General features: G+C 61.1%; 28 protein-coding genes. 8 read left to right on the top strand and 20 right to left on the bottom strand.

Going from position 1 to position 18,882, the window contains the following annotated elements:
• Window positions 1-50: 50 nt before the first annotated feature.
• The 3 genes from C7446_RS16600 to C7446_RS11465 are packed head-to-tail and all read right to left on the bottom strand — an operon-like array spanning window position 51 to window position 4,390.
• Complete coding sequence (locus tag C7446_RS16600) at window positions 51-2,255, bottom strand: phage major capsid protein (protein ID WP_211327942.1); 2,205 nt, start codon at window positions 2,253-2,255, stop codon at window positions 51-53.
• Window positions 2,245-3,858 carry a phage portal protein gene (locus C7446_RS11460; protein ID WP_121173235.1) on the bottom strand — a complete coding sequence of 538 codons (1,614 nt, stop codon included), beginning with the start codon at window positions 3,856-3,858 and terminating at the stop codon, window positions 2,245-2,247. Before C7446_RS11460 ends, C7446_RS16600 begins: the two co-directional genes overlap by 11 nt.
• Window positions 3,851-4,390: a hypothetical protein gene (locus C7446_RS11465; RefSeq protein WP_211327943.1), complete on the bottom strand. Its 540-nt coding sequence runs from the start codon at window positions 4,388-4,390 to the stop codon at window positions 3,851-3,853. Before C7446_RS11465 ends, C7446_RS11460 begins: the two co-directional genes overlap by 8 nt.
• A gap of 215 nt (window positions 4,391-4,605) precedes the next feature.
• On the opposite strand from C7446_RS11465, the gene C7446_RS16335 reads away from it, so the two are divergent.
• Complete coding sequence (locus tag C7446_RS16335) at window positions 4,606-5,322, top strand: hypothetical protein (protein WP_147408758.1); 717 nt, start codon at window positions 4,606-4,608, stop codon at window positions 5,320-5,322.
• Between the two features lie 924 nt (window positions 5,323-6,246).
• Here the strand turns inward: C7446_RS16335 and C7446_RS11470 are convergent.
• From C7446_RS11470 to C7446_RS16915, 17 genes are all read right to left on the bottom strand, one after another.
• The gene (locus C7446_RS11470) at window positions 6,247-8,190 is read right to left on the bottom strand and encodes a phage terminase large subunit family protein (RefSeq protein ID WP_121173333.1); all 1,944 of its coding nucleotides are present in this window, start codon (window positions 8,188-8,190) and stop codon (window positions 6,247-6,249) included.
• Complete coding sequence (locus C7446_RS11475; protein WP_121173236.1) at window positions 8,183-8,704, bottom strand: helix-turn-helix domain-containing protein; 522 nt, start codon at window positions 8,702-8,704, stop codon at window positions 8,183-8,185. Before C7446_RS11475 ends, C7446_RS11470 begins: the two co-directional genes overlap by 8 nt.
• An 87-nt stretch (window positions 8,705-8,791) precedes the next feature.
• On the bottom strand, window positions 8,792-9,055 hold the full coding sequence (locus tag C7446_RS11480; RefSeq protein WP_147408759.1) for an Rz1-like lysis system protein LysC: 264 nt from the start codon (window positions 9,053-9,055) through the stop codon (window positions 8,792-8,794).
• Window positions 9,000-9,386 (bottom strand): hypothetical protein, encoded by a 387-nt coding sequence (locus C7446_RS11485; RefSeq protein WP_147408760.1) that lies wholly within the window; start codon window positions 9,384-9,386, stop codon window positions 9,000-9,002. The genes C7446_RS11480 and C7446_RS11485 overlap by 56 nt, the downstream gene beginning before the upstream one ends.
• A gap of 8 nt (window positions 9,387-9,394) precedes the next feature.
• Window positions 9,395-9,901 carry a lysozyme gene (locus C7446_RS11490; protein ID WP_121173239.1) on the bottom strand — a complete coding sequence of 169 codons (507 nt, stop codon included), beginning with the start codon at window positions 9,899-9,901 and terminating at the stop codon, window positions 9,395-9,397.
• Window positions 9,898-10,149: a hypothetical protein gene (locus tag C7446_RS11495; protein WP_121173240.1), complete on the bottom strand. Its 252-nt coding sequence runs from the start codon at window positions 10,147-10,149 to the stop codon at window positions 9,898-9,900. Before C7446_RS11495 ends, C7446_RS11490 begins: the two co-directional genes overlap by 4 nt.
• Before the next feature lie 69 nt (window positions 10,150-10,218).
• Entirely contained in the window at window positions 10,219-10,749 is a 531-nt protein-coding gene (locus tag C7446_RS11500; RefSeq protein WP_121173241.1) for a hypothetical protein, read from the bottom strand.
• Window positions 10,749-11,222, bottom strand: a complete 474-nt coding sequence (locus tag C7446_RS11505; RefSeq protein WP_121173242.1) for a VRR-NUC domain-containing protein — start codon at window positions 11,220-11,222, stop codon at window positions 10,749-10,751. Before C7446_RS11505 ends, C7446_RS11500 begins: the two co-directional genes overlap by 1 nt.
• Entirely contained in the window at window positions 11,219-11,521 is a 303-nt protein-coding gene (locus C7446_RS11510; RefSeq protein WP_121173243.1) for a hypothetical protein, read from the bottom strand. Before C7446_RS11510 ends, C7446_RS11505 begins: the two co-directional genes overlap by 4 nt.
• Before the next feature lie 199 nt (window positions 11,522-11,720).
• Window positions 11,721-12,065 carry a hypothetical protein gene (locus C7446_RS11515; protein ID WP_121173244.1) on the bottom strand — a complete coding sequence of 115 codons (345 nt, stop codon included), beginning with the start codon at window positions 12,063-12,065 and terminating at the stop codon, window positions 11,721-11,723.
• The gene (locus C7446_RS11520) at window positions 12,062-12,277 is read right to left on the bottom strand and encodes a hypothetical protein (RefSeq protein WP_121173245.1); all 216 of its coding nucleotides are present in this window, start codon (window positions 12,275-12,277) and stop codon (window positions 12,062-12,064) included. Before C7446_RS11520 ends, C7446_RS11515 begins: the two co-directional genes overlap by 4 nt.
• Entirely contained in the window at window positions 12,274-12,612 is a 339-nt protein-coding gene (locus C7446_RS11525; RefSeq protein ID WP_121173246.1) for a hypothetical protein, read from the bottom strand. Before C7446_RS11525 ends, C7446_RS11520 begins: the two co-directional genes overlap by 4 nt.
• A 2-nt stretch (window positions 12,613-12,614) precedes the next feature.
• Window positions 12,615-13,241, bottom strand: coding sequence for a replication protein P (locus C7446_RS11530; RefSeq protein ID WP_121173247.1), 627 nt, complete (start codon window positions 13,239-13,241; stop codon window positions 12,615-12,617).
• A gap of 4 nt (window positions 13,242-13,245) precedes the next feature.
• On the bottom strand, window positions 13,246-14,211 hold the full coding sequence (locus C7446_RS11535; protein WP_170150068.1) for a DnaT-like ssDNA-binding domain-containing protein: 966 nt from the start codon (window positions 14,209-14,211) through the stop codon (window positions 13,246-13,248).
• A 234-nt stretch (window positions 14,212-14,445) separates the two neighbouring features.
• Window positions 14,446-14,658, bottom strand: a complete 213-nt coding sequence (locus tag C7446_RS16340; protein ID WP_147408761.1) for a hypothetical protein — start codon at window positions 14,656-14,658, stop codon at window positions 14,446-14,448.
• Window positions 14,658-14,951: a hypothetical protein gene (locus C7446_RS11545; RefSeq protein ID WP_121173250.1), complete on the bottom strand. Its 294-nt coding sequence runs from the start codon at window positions 14,949-14,951 to the stop codon at window positions 14,658-14,660. Before C7446_RS11545 ends, C7446_RS16340 begins: the two co-directional genes overlap by 1 nt.
• A 41-nt stretch (window positions 14,952-14,992) precedes the next feature.
• On the bottom strand, window positions 14,993-15,238 hold the full coding sequence (locus C7446_RS16915) for a transcriptional regulator (RefSeq protein ID WP_121173251.1): 246 nt from the start codon (window positions 15,236-15,238) through the stop codon (window positions 14,993-14,995).
• 105 nt (window positions 15,239-15,343) lie between these two features.
• Between C7446_RS16915 and C7446_RS11555 the strand changes: the two genes are divergently transcribed.
• From C7446_RS11555 to C7446_RS16345, 7 genes are all read left to right on the top strand, one after another.
• Entirely contained in the window at window positions 15,344-16,081 is a 738-nt protein-coding gene (locus C7446_RS11555; RefSeq protein WP_121173252.1) for a LexA family protein, read from the top strand.
• Window positions 16,082-16,095: 14 nt separating this feature from the next.
• The gene (locus C7446_RS11560; RefSeq protein WP_211327945.1) at window positions 16,096-16,614 is read left to right on the top strand and encodes a DUF6978 family protein; all 519 of its coding nucleotides are present in this window, start codon (window positions 16,096-16,098) and stop codon (window positions 16,612-16,614) included.
• On the top strand, window positions 16,604-17,377 hold the full coding sequence (locus C7446_RS11565) for a DUF1828 domain-containing protein (RefSeq protein ID WP_121173253.1): 774 nt from the start codon (window positions 16,604-16,606) through the stop codon (window positions 17,375-17,377). The genes C7446_RS11560 and C7446_RS11565 overlap by 11 nt, the downstream gene beginning before the upstream one ends.
• 154 nt (window positions 17,378-17,531) lie before the next feature.
• A complete protein-coding gene (locus tag C7446_RS11570; RefSeq protein WP_121173254.1) occupies window positions 17,532-17,924 on the top strand; it encodes a response regulator transcription factor in 393 nt (130 codons plus the stop codon).
• The gene (locus tag C7446_RS11575) at window positions 17,924-18,127 is read left to right on the top strand and encodes a hypothetical protein (RefSeq protein WP_121173255.1); all 204 of its coding nucleotides are present in this window, start codon (window positions 17,924-17,926) and stop codon (window positions 18,125-18,127) included. Before C7446_RS11570 ends, C7446_RS11575 begins: the two co-directional genes overlap by 1 nt.
• A complete protein-coding gene (locus C7446_RS11580) occupies window positions 18,124-18,312 on the top strand; it encodes a hypothetical protein (protein WP_121173256.1) in 189 nt (62 codons plus the stop codon). The genes C7446_RS11575 and C7446_RS11580 overlap by 4 nt, the downstream gene beginning before the upstream one ends.
• On the top strand, window positions 18,309-18,770 hold the full coding sequence (locus C7446_RS16345) for a hypothetical protein (protein ID WP_147408762.1): 462 nt from the start codon (window positions 18,309-18,311) through the stop codon (window positions 18,768-18,770). Before C7446_RS11580 ends, C7446_RS16345 begins: the two co-directional genes overlap by 4 nt.
• Window positions 18,771-18,882: the final 112 nt, after the last annotated feature.

Raw genomic sequence — 18,882 nt, forward strand, 5'->3', positions numbered from 1 at the left:
GTACCTCATGAGATCAGGGCCGCCTGCCGGCGGCCCGCTGAAAGGAGGAATCAGGCAGTGCTGGCAGCACGACCCACGCAGAACGATTCGACGCGGCGTGCCACGAAATCGACATCCTGAAAGACCACCAGTCGGGTGCCGCCACTCTTCGACAGGCTGTAGGGGTCAACCGTCAGATCGAGCCCGCCCCACAGACCGATTACCAGGTCGGCAAAATTGCCGTGGAGCACGTCGCCCGACTGAATCTGATTGGTTACCTCGGCGGTATAGCCGTTGATGGTGTTGCCGGTTTCCCAGATCGTGCCGGCGTCGGTACCGTTCTGGAACTTGCTCGTGGTCTTGGCGTGGCCACGCATCCGCGCATTGAGCACATAGGCCATGGAGTTGACATCGGCGTTATCTGCGGCGATCTCCGATTCCATCTGCACCAGCTCGGCATAGGTAGGTTTGCCGGCCGTGGCGAACTCGACCGCGTTGATGCCGGACGTATTGACGATGCCCAGCGGCTGATTTTCCGTGCCGCTGCCGTAGTAGCCGGCCAGATCGATGGCCTGCGCCAGCGCCGCCACCAGATCGCCCCGCACGATGCCCTCGGCATCCGGTGTCGACTGCATCATCAGCCGGCGAGTGATGTCGGTGTAGGCCGCTACCGTCTTGGGGGTCATGTTGATCTGCCCGATGGTCGGCGAGCCTTCGGACGCGTCCTCCCCTTCGCCGACCCAGTAGGCAGTTGCACCGTTGGTCTGCTTCGGGATCGAGACGTTGCCCACCAGCCCGCTCATGCTGCGCGCCAGTCGCATGATGGTGGTCCGATTGCGCAGCATCTCGATGAACGAGCCGGTCATCAGGACATTGTCCACCACGTTGCTACCGGACTGCGATCCGCTCGGATTGCTGGGCGCACCGCCGGCGTTGAACGCTCGACTGCCCAGCACATCCTCGGGGATCAGGATGCCGCGGGCCTCCTTCTGGAACTTGCGCTGCGCTTCCTCACTGCATTCGATCTCGAAGGCGGCTTCTTCCCGTGCCCGGGAATCCTGCGGATTGGCCATGGCCCGGATGGCCCGCATCAGCGAATACTGACGCATCTCGCCATCGTTCATGCCGATCTCGCCGGAACCGTCTCCGAACTGCCCGGGAGAGTTATCACTGAGCGAGCGGGTGCCGCCGCCCGCCCCACCGGTACTGCTGCCCGCGCCGGCGCCGCCGCTACCGGACCGAGTACCGTTGCGCTGACCACTGCCCCGCTGTCCGCCGCTGCCATCGCGACTGCCGGAGCCTTCATTCATCGCATCAAGCAGGGCACGCTGGAATTCCTCGGGTGTCTTGCCGTCGGCAACATATCGGGCTGCCAGATCAGTGTTGCCGTAGGTGCGGCCCATTTCCATGATGTCGGCGGCGCGCTTCTGCTCGGCACGCACCCCTTCCCGGCGGGCACTATCCTGAGCTTCGCCGGCCCGCTCGATCATCTCGAGCACCTGGACGATGTTGTCGTCGTCGTCGACCTTGGCCCGAACCAGATTGCCGGAACCGTCGCGCAGGATCTTCTCTTTCATATCGCTTCCTGATGATTGCCGTGATCGTTTGCCATTGCCGACAGTGTTACCGCCCTGCTGCCCCGGCTCCGCTGGCGCCGGTTCACGTGAGCGCCCCACGCCGACGGATGTATCCGCCGGTACCGCGACAATGCTGATCTCATGGGGCTCCCAGTCGGTGACGCGCACCATGTCCGGCATGCCGGGGCGCTCCTCGACCTCGACCCGAAAGATGGCGTAGCCGACGGAGACATGGCGGCGGATACCATCGACTACGTCCTGCCAGATCTCCGAGGCGCGCGTGCCGCGCCCGAACCGGACTTTCGCTCGACCAACGCGGTCTGTGCCGATGGTGATGGACTCCACCACGCCCACCTGGTCGCGCCAGTTGTGATCGACCAGGACGGCGGCGCCGTTTTCGAGCCGCTCGGTGCGCATGGCGCCGTCGCCATGATCCAGCACCTCGATACCGAACCAGCGCTCAACCTCGACTTCGCTGGAAAAGGCCAGCTCGACCGTCCGCGCCTGCTCGTCAATGCTGCGCACCTCACCGGTCATGATGTCGCGCTGCAGGGATTGGTCGCGGATCTGCGCCAGCTGGGCCTCGGTCACCCGACGCGTCTGGTGCGTTCCGGCGAGCTCGCGGGCCTTTTCGGCGGCCCGGTCGTTCGGCCGGACAGGCTGATGCTGCCGGTTGTCGGTGTCGTGCTTATCCTTCATTGCCGCTTTCCTCGGATTCGGACTGACTGGGCTGCGACGGCCGGGACTGATGGGATGACCCCATCTCGGCGTCGACAATGTGCTCGGGGATACCGGCGTCGAGCATCGCCTGCCGATCGGCGGCGTACTGACGCCAGACGCTGCGGGGATCGCCGCCGCGCTCCCGGATAACCTGACTGGGCGAACGCACCTTGTTGCGCATATCCCGCTCGGCGGTCTTGCTGTCCTTGTCGGGATCGACCCAGTCCCACCGGCGCGGCTGCCAGACCCGCTCCCGATACTTCTCCAGCCGATCCGGTCGCAGCGTGGCGCCGGGCCTCAGTGGTAGCGGAATCCCCTTGAGCAGCGCGCGCGGCAACCAGAGATCGAATAGCGGATCCATCAGGGACTCGATCAGCCACTCCTGCAGGTCCTTCCAGTGCTCGCGCTCGTTGAGCGTGCCCTGACGAATGCTGGAGAAGGAGACGTGCTCGAGGTCATTGGCCAGGGTGTTGTAGGAAACGCCCAGCCCGGTGGCGATGCCGCGCAGCATCTGCTTGGAAAACGGTGCCAGCTCGCCATTCGGGAACTGTGGCTCCCAGCCCTTGAAGCGCAGGCCTTCCGGCAGCTCCTGAAACGAGCCCGGCTCGGCATCCAGGTAGAGCGGTTCCTCGTCCGCCTCGTCATCCCGATCCGGAGCGCGCCCCTCGTCCCACTCGAAAAAGCCGCCCTTGGCCGCGCCGATGCGAGCATTGACCAGTGCCGACTGCTCGAAGCCATCCAGATGGCGCATGCGCATCACGGCAGTCACCATCCACGGCAGGCCGCGGCGCTGCCCTACCAGATCCTCGAGGAAGCCGTGCAACATCTCGCTGGCCGGCACCTTCACGAAGTGGCGGCCGCCGACGGTGTAATCCGATTCGCTGGGGTCGAGCGTGGAAAACAGGTAGTGAATCGCCCGGCCATTACGGTTGTACTCAATGCCGTGGCGAATGAAGCGACCACCGGATAGACGGTCCACTGAGTAGTCGACCGGGCAACGCTGAGGATCGAGCACCTGCAGGGCAATGCCCCAGGCATTGACGTTTCGCCCGATGACGACCCGGAACATGAACTCGCCATTGGCAGCAGCATCCTCGACGGCGCGGTTGCAAAGCTGACGCAGGGAACGTCGGCCGGAGATGTCGCAGTGCTCCCGCCCTGACCAGCGCCGCCAATCCGCCTCGATGGCATCATTGGCAGCATCGTCCAGCGAGCCATCGCGATCCCGGGCCTGCGCCTGCAGCCCGATGCCCTGATGACCCACGATGTTCTGGCGAGCCTGCCGGAGAAAACCGCGAGCGTAGTCATTGGTCAGCAGAAGATGGCGCGATCGGGCGACCAGTGAGCGCTGGTTGCGGGAGATGAAGTCGTCGGTCGGGACCGGCATGGTCGGCATGTCCGAACTGAGCCGGTCGGACTGCGCCTGGGCGAGCAGCGACCGCTTCTGTGCGCGACTGATGCGCGCCGCCATGCGGCCCGGATCATTGCCGGACGCATCACCAATGGTGGGCTCAACGGACTCGGTTGACTGCGTGGCCACCTGCCCCGTCTCGCGACGCTGGCGTTTCAGGAAATCAAACACGGCCGAACCTCGCCAGCACCGGGCGGCCCAGGGTGTTGCGGCCCTTGCGCTTCGCCCTGAGCTGCTGCACTTCGAGGCGATACCGGTGGCGCAGCTTCAGCAGCTGATCGATGGAAGTCCGGCGCAGCTCCCGGTTGTTGATCCGGTAGCTGTCCTGATCCTTCGTCGCTCGCCCTTCGATGACCGCCTCGATGGCCTCGAGTACGCGCTCGGCGTGCACCCGGCCATCGTAGCCTTCGTGGCGGTTGGCGATGTCCGGCCGAACGGTCAGCGTGCCGCTGTCGATCTCATGAACGTCAGCACCCCGGCTGGCACGCAGGCTGTACCAGTAATTGCCTGCAGGCCATTCGGACGTGGTGCTGGCGTCGGCTGCGAAACGGTGGGTGTTACCATCCGGCGTTGCGCTCAGATCAATGGATCCGGCACCGCGCAGAATCAGCGTCAGTGACCAGTCATCTGCCGGGTACGCGGTCAGCGTAATGGGCAGCGAGAGTGTCGTGCCGGCGGTAATGCTGTCGGGTATGCCTGTCATGCGTCACCAGCCACGGGATTGGATACCGGGCAGTGTTACGCGGGTGGGTTATGGGCACCGCTGGCAGCGGTTCAACTCAACACAAAATCTCAAACATCATCAGCTTTAAAGTCTGAAAAGAGGGCAAAAATCTTGCTTATCCTTGTGAGCATAGCTCACCAGATTCTCTTAAGCTAAACAAGCTAAAATCAATCTTACAGGCTTGTGAATTCGATATGATTCAAAAACTTGAAAATATCTATTTAGGGATTTTAAGGATATTCGTCGTTATTGTTTCAGGAATACTCCTTGTAAGCTCTTTATTCTTTGCCGTTAGTTCACTACAGGGTTTTAGCGGCCCTCCTGACGCCAAAGATTTTACTCCTGAAATCGACAAAGAAGAACTCAAAAAAGAAATCATTCAAAAAAACAGCAACTCACCCCGACAATCTTCTGTCAACTCAAAAAAACAGGAAAACAACCCTTCCTCTGATCCCAACCAAAATTACTATGAAGAAACAGCAGACAACATAACAAGCTTTATCAACTCAACATCGACGCCGAATTCTGTTAGCCGCCAAAACGTGATCAGAGTTACTAAACAAAGAGCTGAAAGCTTTAATTCTCGACTTACTACTGCTTATGCAAAAGGCTTGTCAAATTATTCTGGGAGCATATTAAGCGACGACAAAATAATCGAAAAAGCTAAAAAAGGGGATTCTATTAAAGTACTCAATGAAGCTTTAGGTGCTTATCATGAAGAATTTAAAAACCAACTAAATGAGGAAGATGATCGGCTAGCTCAAGAACGACTTGAACATCGTCAAGCTCAAGCAAATGCAGCCACCAACCTATATATTGCTTCAGGATCTTTTGCCGGATTCTTGTTAATTGTATTTCTTTCAATCTTCATCAAGATAGAAAGAAACCTCAGAAATATCTCTATAAAATAACAACCCCAGAACAGTACGGCAGCTGGGAATTTCCCGGCTGCCCAAAAATTTAGACCCGGGCATCAAGTCTCACCTTATACATAATTTTAACATTTATTAATACTACCGAAGCCACTGCACTCATGAATTGATCGACGTTTCTTGGTGGTCACGCTGATATTCCATGATTACTTTATCTAATTAATCGCAAACGTTATCGGAATACATATACCCCAAAAACTTTGCACTCAAAGAGGAGAAGTATTTTGAGGAAAATAATTATTACACTTTTAGTTATTACCGCGACTTTTCTGGCACTAACAACTCTTCTATATGGCCAAAAGCTAGAGGCCTCCATTGACAGAGACGGGATAGCCAAGCGATGCCCTCCATCCTCCCCTATTGCGATTCGCATAAAAAATCGAAGCCTGAGCACTATAAAAAAGACCTATTTCCACCTAGCGCTGTTCAGAAAAAAAATATCAAAAAACTTGCTCAAGACCCCCAATCATGTTGTAGAGCATATCATTGAGCCATTTGACACCCAAACTTTCTGTTTTTCTGACGACTATATGGATAAATTTAAAGAAACTCTAAGCCACCATACGAAAAATTCAAAAAAAGAAACAATCGTATCTAAAGCAATCTCTGAAACAAAAGCTTTGACAAAGCTTGTCTCTTCTCACTCAATTTACGTTAGCGATATAAAATATAAATTCCTATAAAAACCAAGTCACAGAATCGGCACTGCTGGGTCAGCTGAACGCCGCTCCCCGAGATGACCAAGCAGTGCTGGTACGCGACATCTGTGGCGCTCAGAAGGAGGCGAAGGCACTACGTCATAACCTTGACGAAATCAAGAAACACACCAGCACCAGCATGTACTGCAGGAGTTGCGGAGCACATTGTGCTCAGCGGAACGGACGGTGGCGCATCTGACATAAATCACCAGCCGTTGATCCAGCTGCGGTTTCGACGCCGGCGCGCATTTAATCGGCGCCTTGCCTTTGGGCGAGGTGCCTCCTGATCCACTCTCTGCTCAGACGCAGTCGGAGGTGGCGCACTCTCGGTTTCGGCCGATGTTTCTTCGACTTTCTCGCTCAGCCGCCGGGCATGCCGCTTGATCTTCGGATCGGCGATCTTGAGGGCAGCATACGCGTAGACGCGACAGTCGAGCGCCTCATTACGCGGCCGTGTCTGGTGCCATTCACGCCGCGGGGCCCCCTTCACGTATTTGGTGAGCAGCTTCTCGGCCGTCAGCTGATGGAACCATTCGGGCTCACGATCGGCCGGCACATGACAGTAGCCGGGGCCGGCTTCCTCGATGGCCAGCCGGCGCATGATCGTCAACTTGGCCTCGTCCACGCCGACCGAGAACAGATCCACCTTGCGCTGCCCCTTGCCGGTTTTCTTGCGTGAGGGAGCCGTAACCACCGGCCGATCCCAACCGCCCACGCCCTTGACCGCGAACAGACGCCGGCCAGTCTTGCCCCGGGCGTATTCGTAGGCGCGCTGGGTGTAGCCGGAGGTACCACCGGTATCGAGACATGAGGCCACAATGCCCAACTGGGCACCGCTTTCGTGCGTCCAGGTCGTTGCCAGATAATCATCAAGCTCCTGCCAGACATCTTCCTGCAGGGTATCGCCCCACAACACGGTATAGTCGATCGACCAAGACTCCTCCCCGATGCCCCAGGCCACCGTTTCGATTTCGAGGCGATCCTGCTGCATATCGATACCGGCCGTCAGCACCACACCATTCGCTGGTACCGGTGCCCGATACGATTCGGCGCGCTCCATCAACGCATGAGCATCAGCCTTCTCGCCCTGCTCCTCCCATGTCTGGGCCAGCGATACGTTCACGAATGACTGCAGGTCGTTGCTGGCCTTCTTGTCGAGGAATGACTGGACGATGTCTCGCAGCCGGCGGAAGCATGAATAGAGCTCGTTGAGATGATAGCTGGCGTGGCCCCGGAAGGGCTTTGACGCCTTCCACCCGGCACCGACCTGTTCGGCGGTCCGAATGGCCACGATACGCTCGCCATCCGACCAGAGCGCGCCGCAATGGCCACAGGCATAGGCCGCGGTCTCGGGATGATGGGTACCATCCTCGTCCTTGTCCCAGATCACGTTTTCCCAGCGCAGTGTCTGGTGCTGATCGCAGTGCGGACAGGCCACGAAAAAATGTCGCTGATCGCCCTGCTCGAACGACGACTCGATACGGCTGGCACTCTTGATGGTAGGCGTACTGATCTCGAGCAGCAGGCGCTGATCACCGAAGGTGGCCGCACGCTGCCAGAGCAGCTGTACCTCATCCCCTTCATCGGTACCGCTGTAGCCGTCGATTTCATCGGCGACAATCCACGGTGCCGAACGACCACGCATGGTCTTGGTCGAGCCCGCCCAGGCGAACATCATGAAGCCGCCCGGGTAGGACTTCATGCGCTGGTTGTTGACGCCCTCGTGGCTGCGCGGCTTGGCCAGCAGCCCTTGCAGCAGGGGGTTGGCGTCGATCATGGGATTGAACTTGGTCTCAAGCCATGTGGTGAGATCGCCCTGACTGGGCTGCATCATCATCTGGCTGCGCGGCTCGTGCGCGATGGCGTAACCCTGCAGGCAGAGAGCCAGCGAGGTCTTGCCCACCTGAGCCCCCCACATCAGACTGATGCGATAACAGCCCGGGCGCGTGGCCATGTCCATGGGCTCACGCTGATAAGGGGCATTATCGAACCGGATGGGACCGGGAATGGCATTGCCGGACGGGATTCGTACATTCTGCTCAGCCCATGCGCTCGGTTTCAGTGGCGCCGGTGGCACCAGGTGCTGCGACGCTCGCTTGAGCGCCCGCAGCACGCCACTGGTATTCGAGAACTGAACGGGCTCAGCCATCTGCGTCGTCATCGTCCGCTTCTTCCTCGAGATCGATTTCCGCGTCTGCCGAGGTTTCCAATGCTGCGATCAACTCCGCCCGCAGTATCTCCTTGAACCGGCCCTCGTCGGTTTCACCGAGTAGCTGGGTCACCACCCGGTCACTGACATTCATGACGTTGGCACGCACCGTAGCGTTCTCCAGCGCCCGGGCGCGTTCGAACTCCTCGATCGGCGCGACCTTGCCACGAGCCACGGCCAGATCGAACTCCGCCTGCTCGGCCTCAGCGGCGAGCTTGCGCAGCTTGAGCAGGTTTTCGTCGAGGGTGTCAGCGCTGGCCGCATCCGCACGCGCCTGCTCGCGCAGCCACTCGGATACGTCGCGGGTATTGAAACGCCAGGGCTTGCCCTGCCGCCCCTGCTGTTCAAACGGGCAACCACTACGGATCCAGCTGGTGACGGTGTTGAGCGAGACGCCAAAGACCTCGGCCAGCTCATCGCGGTTGACCGCCCTGCCCTTGCCTTTGAACGCCATCTGCCCTCACTGCCGAAACAACAACAATCAACCGGATTCGAAACCGCTCGCTCACATCAATTTCCGCGAGGCCGGTCTACCCGCAGGCTAGCCCCCTGCCGGGAGTACCTTTTTTGTGCCGGCCTGACGCTCGGACCACGCGCGCAGCGCGGCCTTGTCGGCCCGATCACATTCAATGGTGGCGTGCAGGCCGGTGAGCGCGCCCTGTATGGTGCCGTTGCCCAACGAGATGGGGCACGGCTGGAGATAGGCATCGGGCGGCAGCACCGGCTCCCGCACGCGCAGCACCTGCGGCTCACTGGCGCAGGCTGTCAGCGACAGCAGCAGGCAGCTGCATGCCCATGCACGCATCCACGTCACCATCCCGCCCCCTTGCCTGATCGATTCGCTCGTCGAGCTCATTGGCCCGTTTCTGCGCCTCTTGCGCCTGCTGGCGCTGGGCAGTCACTGCCGCATCACGCGCCTTGATCTCCCGCTGGTGTTCCCGCCGCTGCTGATCCAGCCGATGGGTCAGCGATTCGATGCGCTGCGTCCTGGCCTGCAGTTGGGCACTCTGCTGCCCGATGGTGTCGGCTTGGCTGGTGATAGTGCTGATCCCCCACCAACCGACAGCACCGAGCAATGCCACGCTGCCAATGCCCAGCCACGCCTTGAGCGGCATCAGCCCCGCGACCCACCTCATGATGCCCATCATCGGCGGTCATCCTTTTGTAGCCCCATCAGACACAACGCCCGCTCGGCAGCACGCCGGCGGACCAGTCCGGGAAGCTGCTGGCCACCCGCCATCACCCAGCGATCCAGCTCATGGCATGCACCAGCTACATTTCCCCGATTCAGCTTCTCCAACAGCGTTGAGCGCCGGAACGCACCGGCACCGACGTTGTAGATGAACGAGGCCAGTGCCGCCTTGCGGGTATCCGGCATGCCAGCCAGCACATCGGGATTAACATTCCGCTTCAGTGCCTTGAAGGCCTCCGATAGATCGCCCTCGAGCAACTCCCGACATTCGGCGTCCGTCTTCGTTTGCCCCATATGCACACTCGGGCCGGTATGGCCCGTGCAGATCGTCGGGATGCCGACTGGATCCCGGTAGGCTTCATTTTTGGTGCCTTCGAAGTGCCCAACCGTGGCACCCGCAATCCCGATGGCAGTACCGGCCACAGGCAGACCAAGTCGCTTGAGAATGGGTGGAATCATCGCTCCCGCTCCCTGCGCCCCTCGATTACCTGCATCCGTTTTTCATGCTCAGCCACATCCATTTCCAGTCGACGCTTATCCGCGCGCATGCGACGCAGAATCATCACGCCCTGCAGAATGAGGTAGGAACAGGTCAGCAGCCCTGCCAGGACAGTGAGCTGCGTACTGGGTGACGCGGACAGCATGGCAGCCCAGCCAACGGGAACCGGGGCGACGCGAGCGCCCTCGTGGAGAATCGCGGAAGACATGGCAACTCGACTCGATGTTTGCTGTTGCCAGTCTGCCCAGCCGCCATCCCCGGCACCGCTGGCAGTGGATCAAATACCGAGATCGAATTGCGGAGACGGCTGCCGCGCCTGCCCGCGGGGTTTGATCGGTCCAGACCCGGGGTCAACGTCGATGTCGAGGATGTAGCCCAGGGTGAGCGGGCTGATTTTCACCGAGTGCGCGATGATCTCGACATCCACGCCGCTGCGATGCATATCCCGGGCATCCACAACCGACTCCGCCCACCGATCGGAGATCCCCATCTCGCTGGCGATCTCGCGAGGAGACATACCCAGATCGCGCAGTGCCAGAATCCGCCGGCTGGCCATGGCGCGCTCCATGTAACGGCAGAGGGCCGGCTGCACGGTTTGGCCGCCCAGCACCTCGCACAGTGCCCAGGCATCACTCCACCCCAGCAGAGCTACCAGCCGGTGGTTGATCGTCAGCCGTGCGGGCCGGGGTATATAGAGGTTGCGCCGGCGGGCACGCTTACCGCATGGCGGCAACTGACGCACCAGCCAGAGAGCCTTGTCGCTGCCGATCACATCCGCAATCTGTTGTACGCTCGGCGGTAATCGCATCAACGCCTCCAGTCGGTGCCGGCCGCCAGCTGCTCGGGCGGCATCGTGACTTCAGTGGGTGGAAGTGCCATGTACTCGCGCAGCACCGCCCGCGCTTCCTCGAGGCCTCGCGCCAGCACGGCGCAATACCCGTGCGACTCCACACCCGCCAGCCATTCGTGCTGAGAATCCTGCAGTCCGGCATGGCGCGGCGGTGTCGCCTTGAACTCGATATAGAGCCCATGCCATCCACCACGCGGTACAGCCACCACCAGATCCGAGACGCCGGCCTTCACCCCCTGCGCCTTGAGACCGCCAGCTGTGGCCTTGTGCCGGTGGCCACCGTTGGGAACGTGATAGGTGGCTGGCCATGCCTGACCGACCTGACTCTTTCGGAGATACTCACCGCGGAGCCAGCTGATCAGCGCCTTCTGTTCGCTGCCTTCATGATCGACCGGCTTCCGGCGTGCCGGTTTGCGAAATGCAGTACTCATGCGCCCCTCGCCATTGCTGCCTGCCGACGTTGCCATGCGCGGTAATCATCGACGATGCGTTCAAACATCATGGCCGCCTCCCGATCGTGATCGAGCTCGGCCCGACTGGTTACGCCGCACGCGGTGCGAATGAACTCTGCCGCATCATTCTCATCATGAGTCCCGTCCGGTAGCGCATGGCTTTCAATCCGATACCGGTAGCGCTTAGCCTGATCGAGATAAAGACGGAAATTGGCGTGGGCGCACATGACTGCTGCACGCCTACTCAACGGCCCGCCCTTGAGATGTGCGGTGCTCATGAATACCTCCCGCGCCGTGCCGCTGTCTTTCTGTAGCTGGTTCGGTACCGGTTGCGCTCATCAAAGCGACTGATGCTTTCCAGCCCACTGGTAACGCACTGGCGGCAGGTGCATGCCGAGCCGTCGAATGAGGTGACCGGGAGTGATCGGCCACAATGCAAACAGATGCGGCTCGGCATGCGTGACGTGCGACGTTGCCTCATGCGCCTACCTCCTCCGGAGCTTCGACTGCTCTCGGCTGCCAGCCGGTTTGCTCCCCAATCGCCTGCCAGCTGCCCGCATCATCGCTATCGCCTTCGATTTTGCGCAGGTAGCGCGGCCACCCTTTCCCAAGCAAGCCATCAGGTGTCGAAACGATGATTTTTCCTGCATCGGCTTGGCTGATGCGCTCAACTGTCATCCGGCATCGGAACTCCGGGACGACCTCATCGTCCGGCAAGGCAGGCTCTACAATGTCCCCCGCCCTCAAAGGCTTGCCATCGCAATCGTGCCCGAGCACCTGACCGCCAGTGCGCCAGCCCCGAAGCATCTTCAACGGATTCATACGCCCGCCCTCCGCATCTGCGCCTGCATCACGTTCTCCCGGTACCAGCGCATCGGGCTGCGAATCTCGCCCTGGCCGTCCATCGCGTGCAGTAGATCCCGAGCGCGCTGCTCGCCAACGCCATACTCGGCAGCGATCTGGCTGGCAAAGATGCGCCCGCCATTGGCGTAGAAGTATGTGCGACCTTCACGAACCATCGACGTGACTCTCATGACTCCTCCTGCGCTTCGAGCATCAGCTCCAGTGCGTCATACCCGGCATTCGTCAGCTGCACCCGCGACCGCGCCGGGCCATCCTTCCGACGCTCCTGCTCTCCCAACTCCAGATGCCCGGTATCAAGCAACTCACGCACCCGCCCGCATACCGAAGTCAGCGGCATCGGGATCCGCGCGGACAGCTGCTGGCGAGTCAGAGCACCCTCCCGGCAGCTGGCCAGCGCCTTCATCACACGCAGCTGCTGCCGGTTGATGCCGCCCGAACGCCGGTGAGCGTCGAAAGCGGCCCTTTTGGTCTCCGCCCCGCTGGGCGTTCCGATTGGTGTTGCCATGGTTATCGTCCCCCCAGTGCGGCGCGCAGCGACCTGATGCCCTGCTCGCCTGTCATGCGGTGCCCGTACTCACTGGCGGCTGCTGCCGCCCGATCCTCGCCGGCGCGCTTGGCCAGTTCCGCCGGTGACCGATCGTTGTCGTTCTCCAGCAACCCGCGGGCCTCCAGCTGTTCGCCCGCCATGACGCGATTGACCAGCGCCTGATACTCCCGGGCGAAACGCTTTTCGAGGCGCTCGCGGCGGCTGGCGGCTGTCGTGCCATGGATCTCGATCCAGCCGATTGACTGCCCGGCCATGCGGACCGCCGGATGCGACCAGCGGTGTCCTTCGGGGTCATGGGCATGGCCGTTGGCTTCCCGCCAGGCCCGGTCAACGCTCGGCATTCCCAGATCCTCGGCGGTCGGTTCGCAGAGCGCGGCAAATTCCAACGGCTGCGGCGGCCATGCTTCATCGCCGGCCCGGGCGGCATCCCGCACTCTTGCCCGCAGCTTGCCGATACCCAGTTCCAGCAATCCCGGTGTCAGGTGGGTCAGCTCACCGAGCCACACGCCGCCCTCGTCATATGCGCCCCACTGGCTGGCAAACCGGTTGCCGAACATCGAGCGCATTGCGTCGAACAGGTGGTCCATGTCCTCAGCCGCGACCCGGCGCCCAGTCCCCGTCGAACGTGTCGCCGACTCGTTGGCCGCCTGACTCGGCTGCGCGGCGCGCCTCTGCTGCGGATTGATACTGGCGAGGACGTTGGCTGCGAGGTGCATGGCTGCCTCCGGAGGTCTGATTGTTGGCTGGCTTCTGGCGTGCGGCTTCACGCTTGCGGTTTTCCTGCACCCAGCGGACAAACTTCGAGGTCCAGGCGTGATTGCCGTAGCGGCGACCGGTGTCGGCGTGATGGGCAGTGAAGTCCGCCAGCTCGGATGCGCTGTATTCGGTGTCGGCGGGCAGACCGCGGCGCTGGCATTCGGCTTGCCAGAGTGCCTGCTCAGGCTGCCAGTCGAGGGTCATCCGGAACTGGCGGGATCCGGCCGTCAGCCGATCGCCGTTGTCGTCGAACTGGCGGGCTCGGTCGAAGATGCCATCGGAATCGGATTGATCAGCATCGGGTGCGCTTGCGTCAGAGTGAGAGTAAGGGACGGTTCCGGACGGTTCGGGTGCAACTCTCGCACCCCGTTCGGTCGTCATTTGCACCCCGTTGTGATAACGGGGTGCATCTGATGCATCCCGTTCATTATCACGGGGTGCATTTCCTGCACCCTGTTGTTGAGGCTGATCCGGGGTCTGCTCGTCACCCAGATCGATCGGCTCCAGCCCCGTGCCCAGGGCCAGGTCGTAAACGGTCGGCCGACGATCGGCACGCTCGATGATTGCCGCAGCCACTTTCTGGTTACCGCGGCGAACGAGCCCCTTCTCCTGCAGCAGCTTGAGCTTGGTGATCACTGTGCGACGGCCCAGGCCGGTGTAGCGGCGCAGCAGGTCGACACTCGGGAAGGCGTGGCGGCCTTCGTGGTTAGCATGGTTGGCCAGGCCGAACAGCACCGACCTCGCACCGGGATCGGTGACGGCCTGCTGCTGCAGGGCCCAGCTGGTGGCTTCAACGCTCAACGCGCACTCTCCTTTGATAAAAAGACGGCCTGGTGTGCCACTTCGCTAATACAGCGGGGTCCGCTAGGCTGGAGCTTCCACACACCGAACCAGAGGTACCCATGGCTGATATGTCACTTGCTGACCGTGCCAACGAAGCGGCACACGAGGCCGTCCTAGAGGTTCTGAGGAGCACCGACTTCGTTCCCGCAAACTTGATGGGAAACGGGGGTGGGAAGTCGGTCGCAAAAAATCTCATTGATCTCCACAAGGACCTTGCGGCGTACTACCGCTCTCTCGAGGAGGAGCAGTACTAGCCTCGAGCGCCTCGAAGGCCGCCCGGATATTGCGGGCGGCTCTTGCCCCCTCCTCACCCGCATCTTCATTGCCCAGCTGCACACTCTCCTTCAGGTAGTGCGTCAGCACATCGGCGGCACGTTGCTCGTTTTCGTAGCTCAGTTCGCTCATCACTCCCCTCCCCCGAGCTCCACCAGCTCGGCTTGATAGGCCTCGACCAGCTGCGCGTGGTGGCTCCAGTGCTCGACGACCCGCTCCCGGGCCTCGTCGTCTTCCTGTTCGGCTTCCACCAGCGCCAGCAGCGTGGCCATGGCGTGATGAAACTGTGCCCGGGCGCGGGCTTCACCGGCCGGCCCCAGGTCATGCAGTGCGCCCTCGACGGCAAGGCCAAGGCTGGCCACCTCGAGGATCAGGTCGGTGCGTGAGCTATTCCCGTAGCTCGGCAGCGTCAATGCGGCGGTCATCTCGTCCCCCTGTCCTTGTCCTGTATGGCTATCCACCCCGGTCAGGCGGTCGTCGGCGTATCCCGGCCGGGGGTAAGCTTTGGGGTAGAGCGAGGGGAAAAGACATCAGGCAGCAGATCAGCCGCCGTCACCTCTCCCCCTGTGACCTCTTCAATGAGAACGGCATAACGCGGCGGAAGAGGCCGCTTGCCGGTACAGACTTGAGACAAGAACTGCGGGGTCATGCCGATGGCTTTGCAAAGTGCAGAGCGAGACCCATGGAAGTGGTCGATCGCTTTCTCAATCATGTCGCAACCTAAAGCGTAGCTTTACCATTGCGAAAGCATAGCTTGCTTTCCAGGCACTGCCTACCCCTGCGAGAATTAAAGCAATGCTTAACAGAGGCGAACGCCGTGCAAGACGTTGAGGTTTTCAAGGCACGCGTGAAGGAGGCGATCAGGCTCGCCAAGGAGAACGGATACACTCAGGCGAAGATCGGCGAGGAGGCCGGCGTGTCGCCTCAGGCGGTAGGGCAATGGTCCCGGTCAGGCAAGGTGTCGTCTGCCAACCTGGCGGTGCTGGCAAGGCTTGCCGGCCTAACCCTTGACTGGTTCTATCATCAGCCAAGGGTGGGCGAGGTAACGACAAGCGGGCCGCAAGTAGGGGATACCTACCGCGCCAGTCCCAAGGTGGGCGACACCGTTCGCGAGGCCGGCAATGTCCAGGAAGCGCCTCAGCCGATCCGCTACCACCGTTACCCGGTAATCAGCCGCGTACAGGCCGGCGCCTGGACGGAGTGCGTCACGCCCTATGAGCCCGGCGCAGAGCCCCACGAGGAGGCCACCGACTACCGCGCCCAGGGCCGCGCCTTCTGGCTCGAGGTGCAGGGCGACTCGATGACGGCGCCGGCAGGCAGCCGCCCCAGCATCCCAGAGGGCACCCTGGTGCTATTCGACACCGGCATCGAGGCCGTGCCGGGCAAGCTGGTCGCCGCCCAACTGGACGACAGCAACGAGGCGACGTTCAAGCAGCTGATCGAGGACGGCGGGAGGCGCTACCTGCGCGCGCTGAACCCGGCCTACCCGCTGATCCCCATCAACGGCAACTGCCGGATCCTCGGCGTGGCCGTGGAGGCGAAGACCAGGCTATAAGGCAAGGAGGCGTTGTGAGCCAGCCCATCCTGACCGACGACGACATCCGCGCACTGCTCGGCACGCACAAGATCGTGACCAACCCACGCGCGCGCTGGAAGCAGCAGCGGGGCTCGAAGCAGAAGAACCACAAGGTGCAGTCGACTTGTGGGAAGGAGTTTGTGCTCTACCTCCGCCAGAACTCCCGTATCGAGGAACACTTCTCCTGCGGCCTCAAGTACTGCCATCCTGACGGCAAGCACAAGGACGTCACGCTATGCCGCTATAACGGGAGTGACCACGAGCACGAGAACCCCCTGGACGGTAAGGGGAAGATCTATAATCAGTGCCATATCCACTGGGCGACGCAGCGCTACATGGCAGCGGGGCGGAAGGCTGAGCACTATGCCGAGACGACTGACCGCTACGAAGACCTCGATGGCGCCCTCCTTGCTCTCTGCGAGGACTGCCACATAGAATTCCCGACCCGCGCACGGCCTCTCTCGGAAGTGCACGACGACATGTGGGGAGACGACAGCAGCAATGACGATTGAAACGGAAGCCTTGAGGAAGCAGCTTTGCTCCGCGTTCTGTGAGGACGTGAGCGTCTCTGCGCGCAAGGATTCCATTCGCGTCTCCTTGCCGCTGGTGGCGCGAGACGGTGACCGACACACGGTGTACCTGTCGCGAGGCGATGGCGGCTGGCGGATCTCCGATATGGGCTCTACCCTCATGCGCCTCAGCTACGAGAACGACTTGAACAGTTTGCTGTCAGGCCCGCGTGGCGAGCTCTTCCAGCAGATCATCGGCGAGTCAGGTATACAGGAAGATGATGGCGAGTTGTCTCTGGAGGTACCTACCGACGGACTGTTGAGGGGGCTCTTCTCTCTAGGCCAGAGTGCTTCCCGCATCGAAGATCTCGGCCTCTGGTCGCGCACCAGGGTGGAATCGACCTTCCGCGACGACCTGAGGGGCATTCTCCACGATGCCGTAGGGGCACAAGACGTCATCGAAGACTACGTCGTGCCGGGGGTCGAGGATGCCGAGCTTTATCCCGTCGACTTCTACATCCGGGCAGAGCGGAGGCCGCTCTACCTGTTTGGCGTCAACAGTCCGGATAGGGCCAGGATCTCCACCATCGTGATGCAGCACCTGCTCCACCATCACCAGGACTTCGACTCTTTCGTGGTCTGCTCCGACTTCTTCAGCCTCCCCAAGGTCGACGGTGCGCGATTGATGAATGCCGCCAACGATATGGTGCACAGCCTGGATAACGTCACCGATCTCCAGCGCAAGCTAAAACACCGGCTCGGCTGATCCTCTCCTGCCACACAGTTGACGCACCACCGAACCCGCCCGCGAGGCGGGTTTTTGTGCCTGCTCGCCCAATAAGTAAAGCTACGCTTGACTCATAGAGAAAGCGTTGCTTTACTTTACCCCATCGGATCGCAACACGGATGGGGAACCACTCATGGAACACACACCGCAACCGCAAACCATCGAGTTCGCCGGCTTCCGCTGCCGCGTCGGCGGCCGCGGGTCGAGCTGGCCCACCGCCAAGCAGGCGATGGTGCTGGCCGGCCTGGCCAAGGGCATGACCCAGAAAGAGATCGCCCGGGAGCGCGGCATCAGCCCGGCCACCGTGAAGAGCACCGCCGAGGCCATCTACTACCGGCTCAACGCCGCTCGCGCCGCTGACGCCATCGTGAAGGGCATGCGCCGCGGCTGGATCGCCCCGCTCTGCCTGATGCTCATGCTCACCACAGTGGTGGCCGGACAGCAGCACATCTACCGGGTCCGCCAGCCGCGCCCGACTCGCCACGAACTGGTTCGCTCGGTTCGCTCGAACAAGGAGACCGCGTGATGCATATCGACCAGTACGAAACCCGCTCCGGCGCCATGCGCCTGATCCTGAAGACGAACGAAGGTCACAGCGTCGATAGCACGGACATGAATGACATCGATTACGACATGTTTGCAACGTTCGAGGCGTGGCATCGCCGGAACGGAAACTCGAACAGCGCAGTGCAGGCGTTCTATGACATGCGCCAGGGAGTGCAAGTATGAGCCCGCTTATTGCTTACGCCATCGGCTCGGCGCTGGTCATCGGGATAATTCTGATCGGGCATGCTCACGAAAAGGCACAGGCCGCGCACCAAAAGCGTCAGCGGGAACTGGCTCGAAGCTGTGAGCGAGAAGCCGGACAGCGCCAGCGGAACATGCATGTGACTGGCCAGCAGGTGGCGGCATGACAGCCCTAAAACAGCATTTTGAAAAGGCCGACCACCAGCACACAGGCGCCGATCAGATCGAACGCCAATCCAGCGGGGCTATTGCGGCGAAGGTGTCCTTCCCCATGCCACATACGGCCCATGTGTTCACCGACGATAGTCTGCAAAGGATGGTTAATCCACTCTCCGAGGCTGATCAAAACACCTGCCAACGAGATCAGCTGGACAGCGTTAACTGCGTCATGGCTGATCGCTTGGAGGGGAACAGTCAGAGAGATCAACAGAAAGATGGTGCTGAGCGCGAGCATGGCTTTGTACCACTCATCGATTTTCAGAGAACGAAACGGGTTGTACATCGTCTCTCGCCGCTGCGCGCGTTGTTGGGGAACAGCAAGCGTAACGCGAAGCGCGTCACCTGCGAAGTGGTGAGTTGCCGGAGCTTTCTGGCATCCAGTTACCTAATCGCGGTGGAGGAATGAGCATGCGCAACTACCCGACCGACACCGTGATCCTGACGCCATACGGAAGAAAAAGGTTGCATCACCAGACGCTAGTTAGCGCTCTGTCGGCTATAGCCGAGCGGTACGGTTG

Origin of the sequence: Kushneria sinocarnis, from assembly GCF_003633775.1 — a bacterium.
Lineage (GTDB): Bacteria > Pseudomonadota > Gammaproteobacteria > Pseudomonadales > Halomonadaceae > Kushneria > Kushneria sinocarnis.

Coding starts and splice junctions, on each gene's coding strand:
- C7446_RS16600 (WP_211327942.1), bottom strand. CDS start 2,255: ATGAAGGATAAGCACGACACCGACAACCGGCAGCATCAGCCTGTCCGG.
- C7446_RS11465 (WP_211327943.1), bottom strand. CDS start 4,390: ATGACAGGCATACCCGACAGCATTACCGCCGGCACGACACTCTCGCTG.
- C7446_RS16335 (WP_147408758.1), top strand. CDS start 4,606: ATGATTCAAAAACTTGAAAATATCTATTTAGGGATTTTAAGGATATTC.
- C7446_RS11470 (WP_121173333.1), bottom strand. CDS start 8,190: ATGGCTGAGCCCGTTCAGTTCTCGAATACCAGTGGCGTGCTGCGGGCG.
- C7446_RS11475 (WP_121173236.1), bottom strand. CDS start 8,704: ATGGCGTTCAAAGGCAAGGGCAGGGCGGTCAACCGCGATGAGCTGGCC.
- C7446_RS11480 (WP_147408759.1), bottom strand. CDS start 9,055: ATGCGTGCATGGGCATGCAGCTGCCTGCTGCTGTCGCTGACAGCCTGC.
- C7446_RS11485 (WP_147408760.1), bottom strand. CDS start 9,386: ATGAGGTGGGTCGCGGGGCTGATGCCGCTCAAGGCGTGGCTGGGCATT.
- C7446_RS11490 (WP_121173239.1), bottom strand. CDS start 9,901: ATGATTCCACCCATTCTCAAGCGACTTGGTCTGCCTGTGGCCGGTACT.
- C7446_RS11495 (WP_121173240.1), bottom strand. CDS start 10,149: ATGTCTTCCGCGATTCTCCACGAGGGCGCTCGCGTCGCCCCGGTTCCC.
- C7446_RS11500 (WP_121173241.1), bottom strand. CDS start 10,749: ATGCGATTACCGCCGAGCGTACAACAGATTGCGGATGTGATCGGCAGC.
- C7446_RS11505 (WP_121173242.1), bottom strand. CDS start 11,222: ATGAGTACTGCATTTCGCAAACCGGCACGCCGGAAGCCGGTCGATCAT.
- C7446_RS11510 (WP_121173243.1), bottom strand. CDS start 11,521: ATGAGCACCGCACATCTCAAGGGCGGGCCGTTGAGTAGGCGTGCAGCA.
- C7446_RS11515 (WP_121173244.1), bottom strand. CDS start 12,065: ATGAATCCGTTGAAGATGCTTCGGGGCTGGCGCACTGGCGGTCAGGTG.
- C7446_RS11520 (WP_121173245.1), bottom strand. CDS start 12,277: ATGAGAGTCACGTCGATGGTTCGTGAAGGTCGCACATACTTCTACGCC.
- C7446_RS11525 (WP_121173246.1), bottom strand. CDS start 12,612: ATGGCAACACCAATCGGAACGCCCAGCGGGGCGGAGACCAAAAGGGCC.
- C7446_RS11530 (WP_121173247.1), bottom strand. CDS start 13,241: ATGGACCACCTGTTCGACGCAATGCGCTCGATGTTCGGCAACCGGTTT.
- C7446_RS16340 (WP_147408761.1), bottom strand. CDS start 14,658: ATGAGCGAACTGAGCTACGAAAACGAGCAACGTGCCGCCGATGTGCTG.
- C7446_RS11545 (WP_121173250.1), bottom strand. CDS start 14,951: ATGACCGCCGCATTGACGCTGCCGAGCTACGGGAATAGCTCACGCACC.
- C7446_RS16915 (WP_121173251.1), bottom strand. CDS start 15,238: ATGATTGAGAAAGCGATCGACCACTTCCATGGGTCTCGCTCTGCACTT.
- C7446_RS11565 (WP_121173253.1), top strand. CDS start 16,604: ATGACGATTGAAACGGAAGCCTTGAGGAAGCAGCTTTGCTCCGCGTTC.
- C7446_RS11570 (WP_121173254.1), top strand. CDS start 17,532: ATGGAACACACACCGCAACCGCAAACCATCGAGTTCGCCGGCTTCCGC.
- C7446_RS11575 (WP_121173255.1), top strand. CDS start 17,924: ATGCATATCGACCAGTACGAAACCCGCTCCGGCGCCATGCGCCTGATC.
- C7446_RS11580 (WP_121173256.1), top strand. CDS start 18,124: ATGAGCCCGCTTATTGCTTACGCCATCGGCTCGGCGCTGGTCATCGGG.
- C7446_RS16345 (WP_147408762.1), top strand. CDS start 18,309: ATGACAGCCCTAAAACAGCATTTTGAAAAGGCCGACCACCAGCACACA.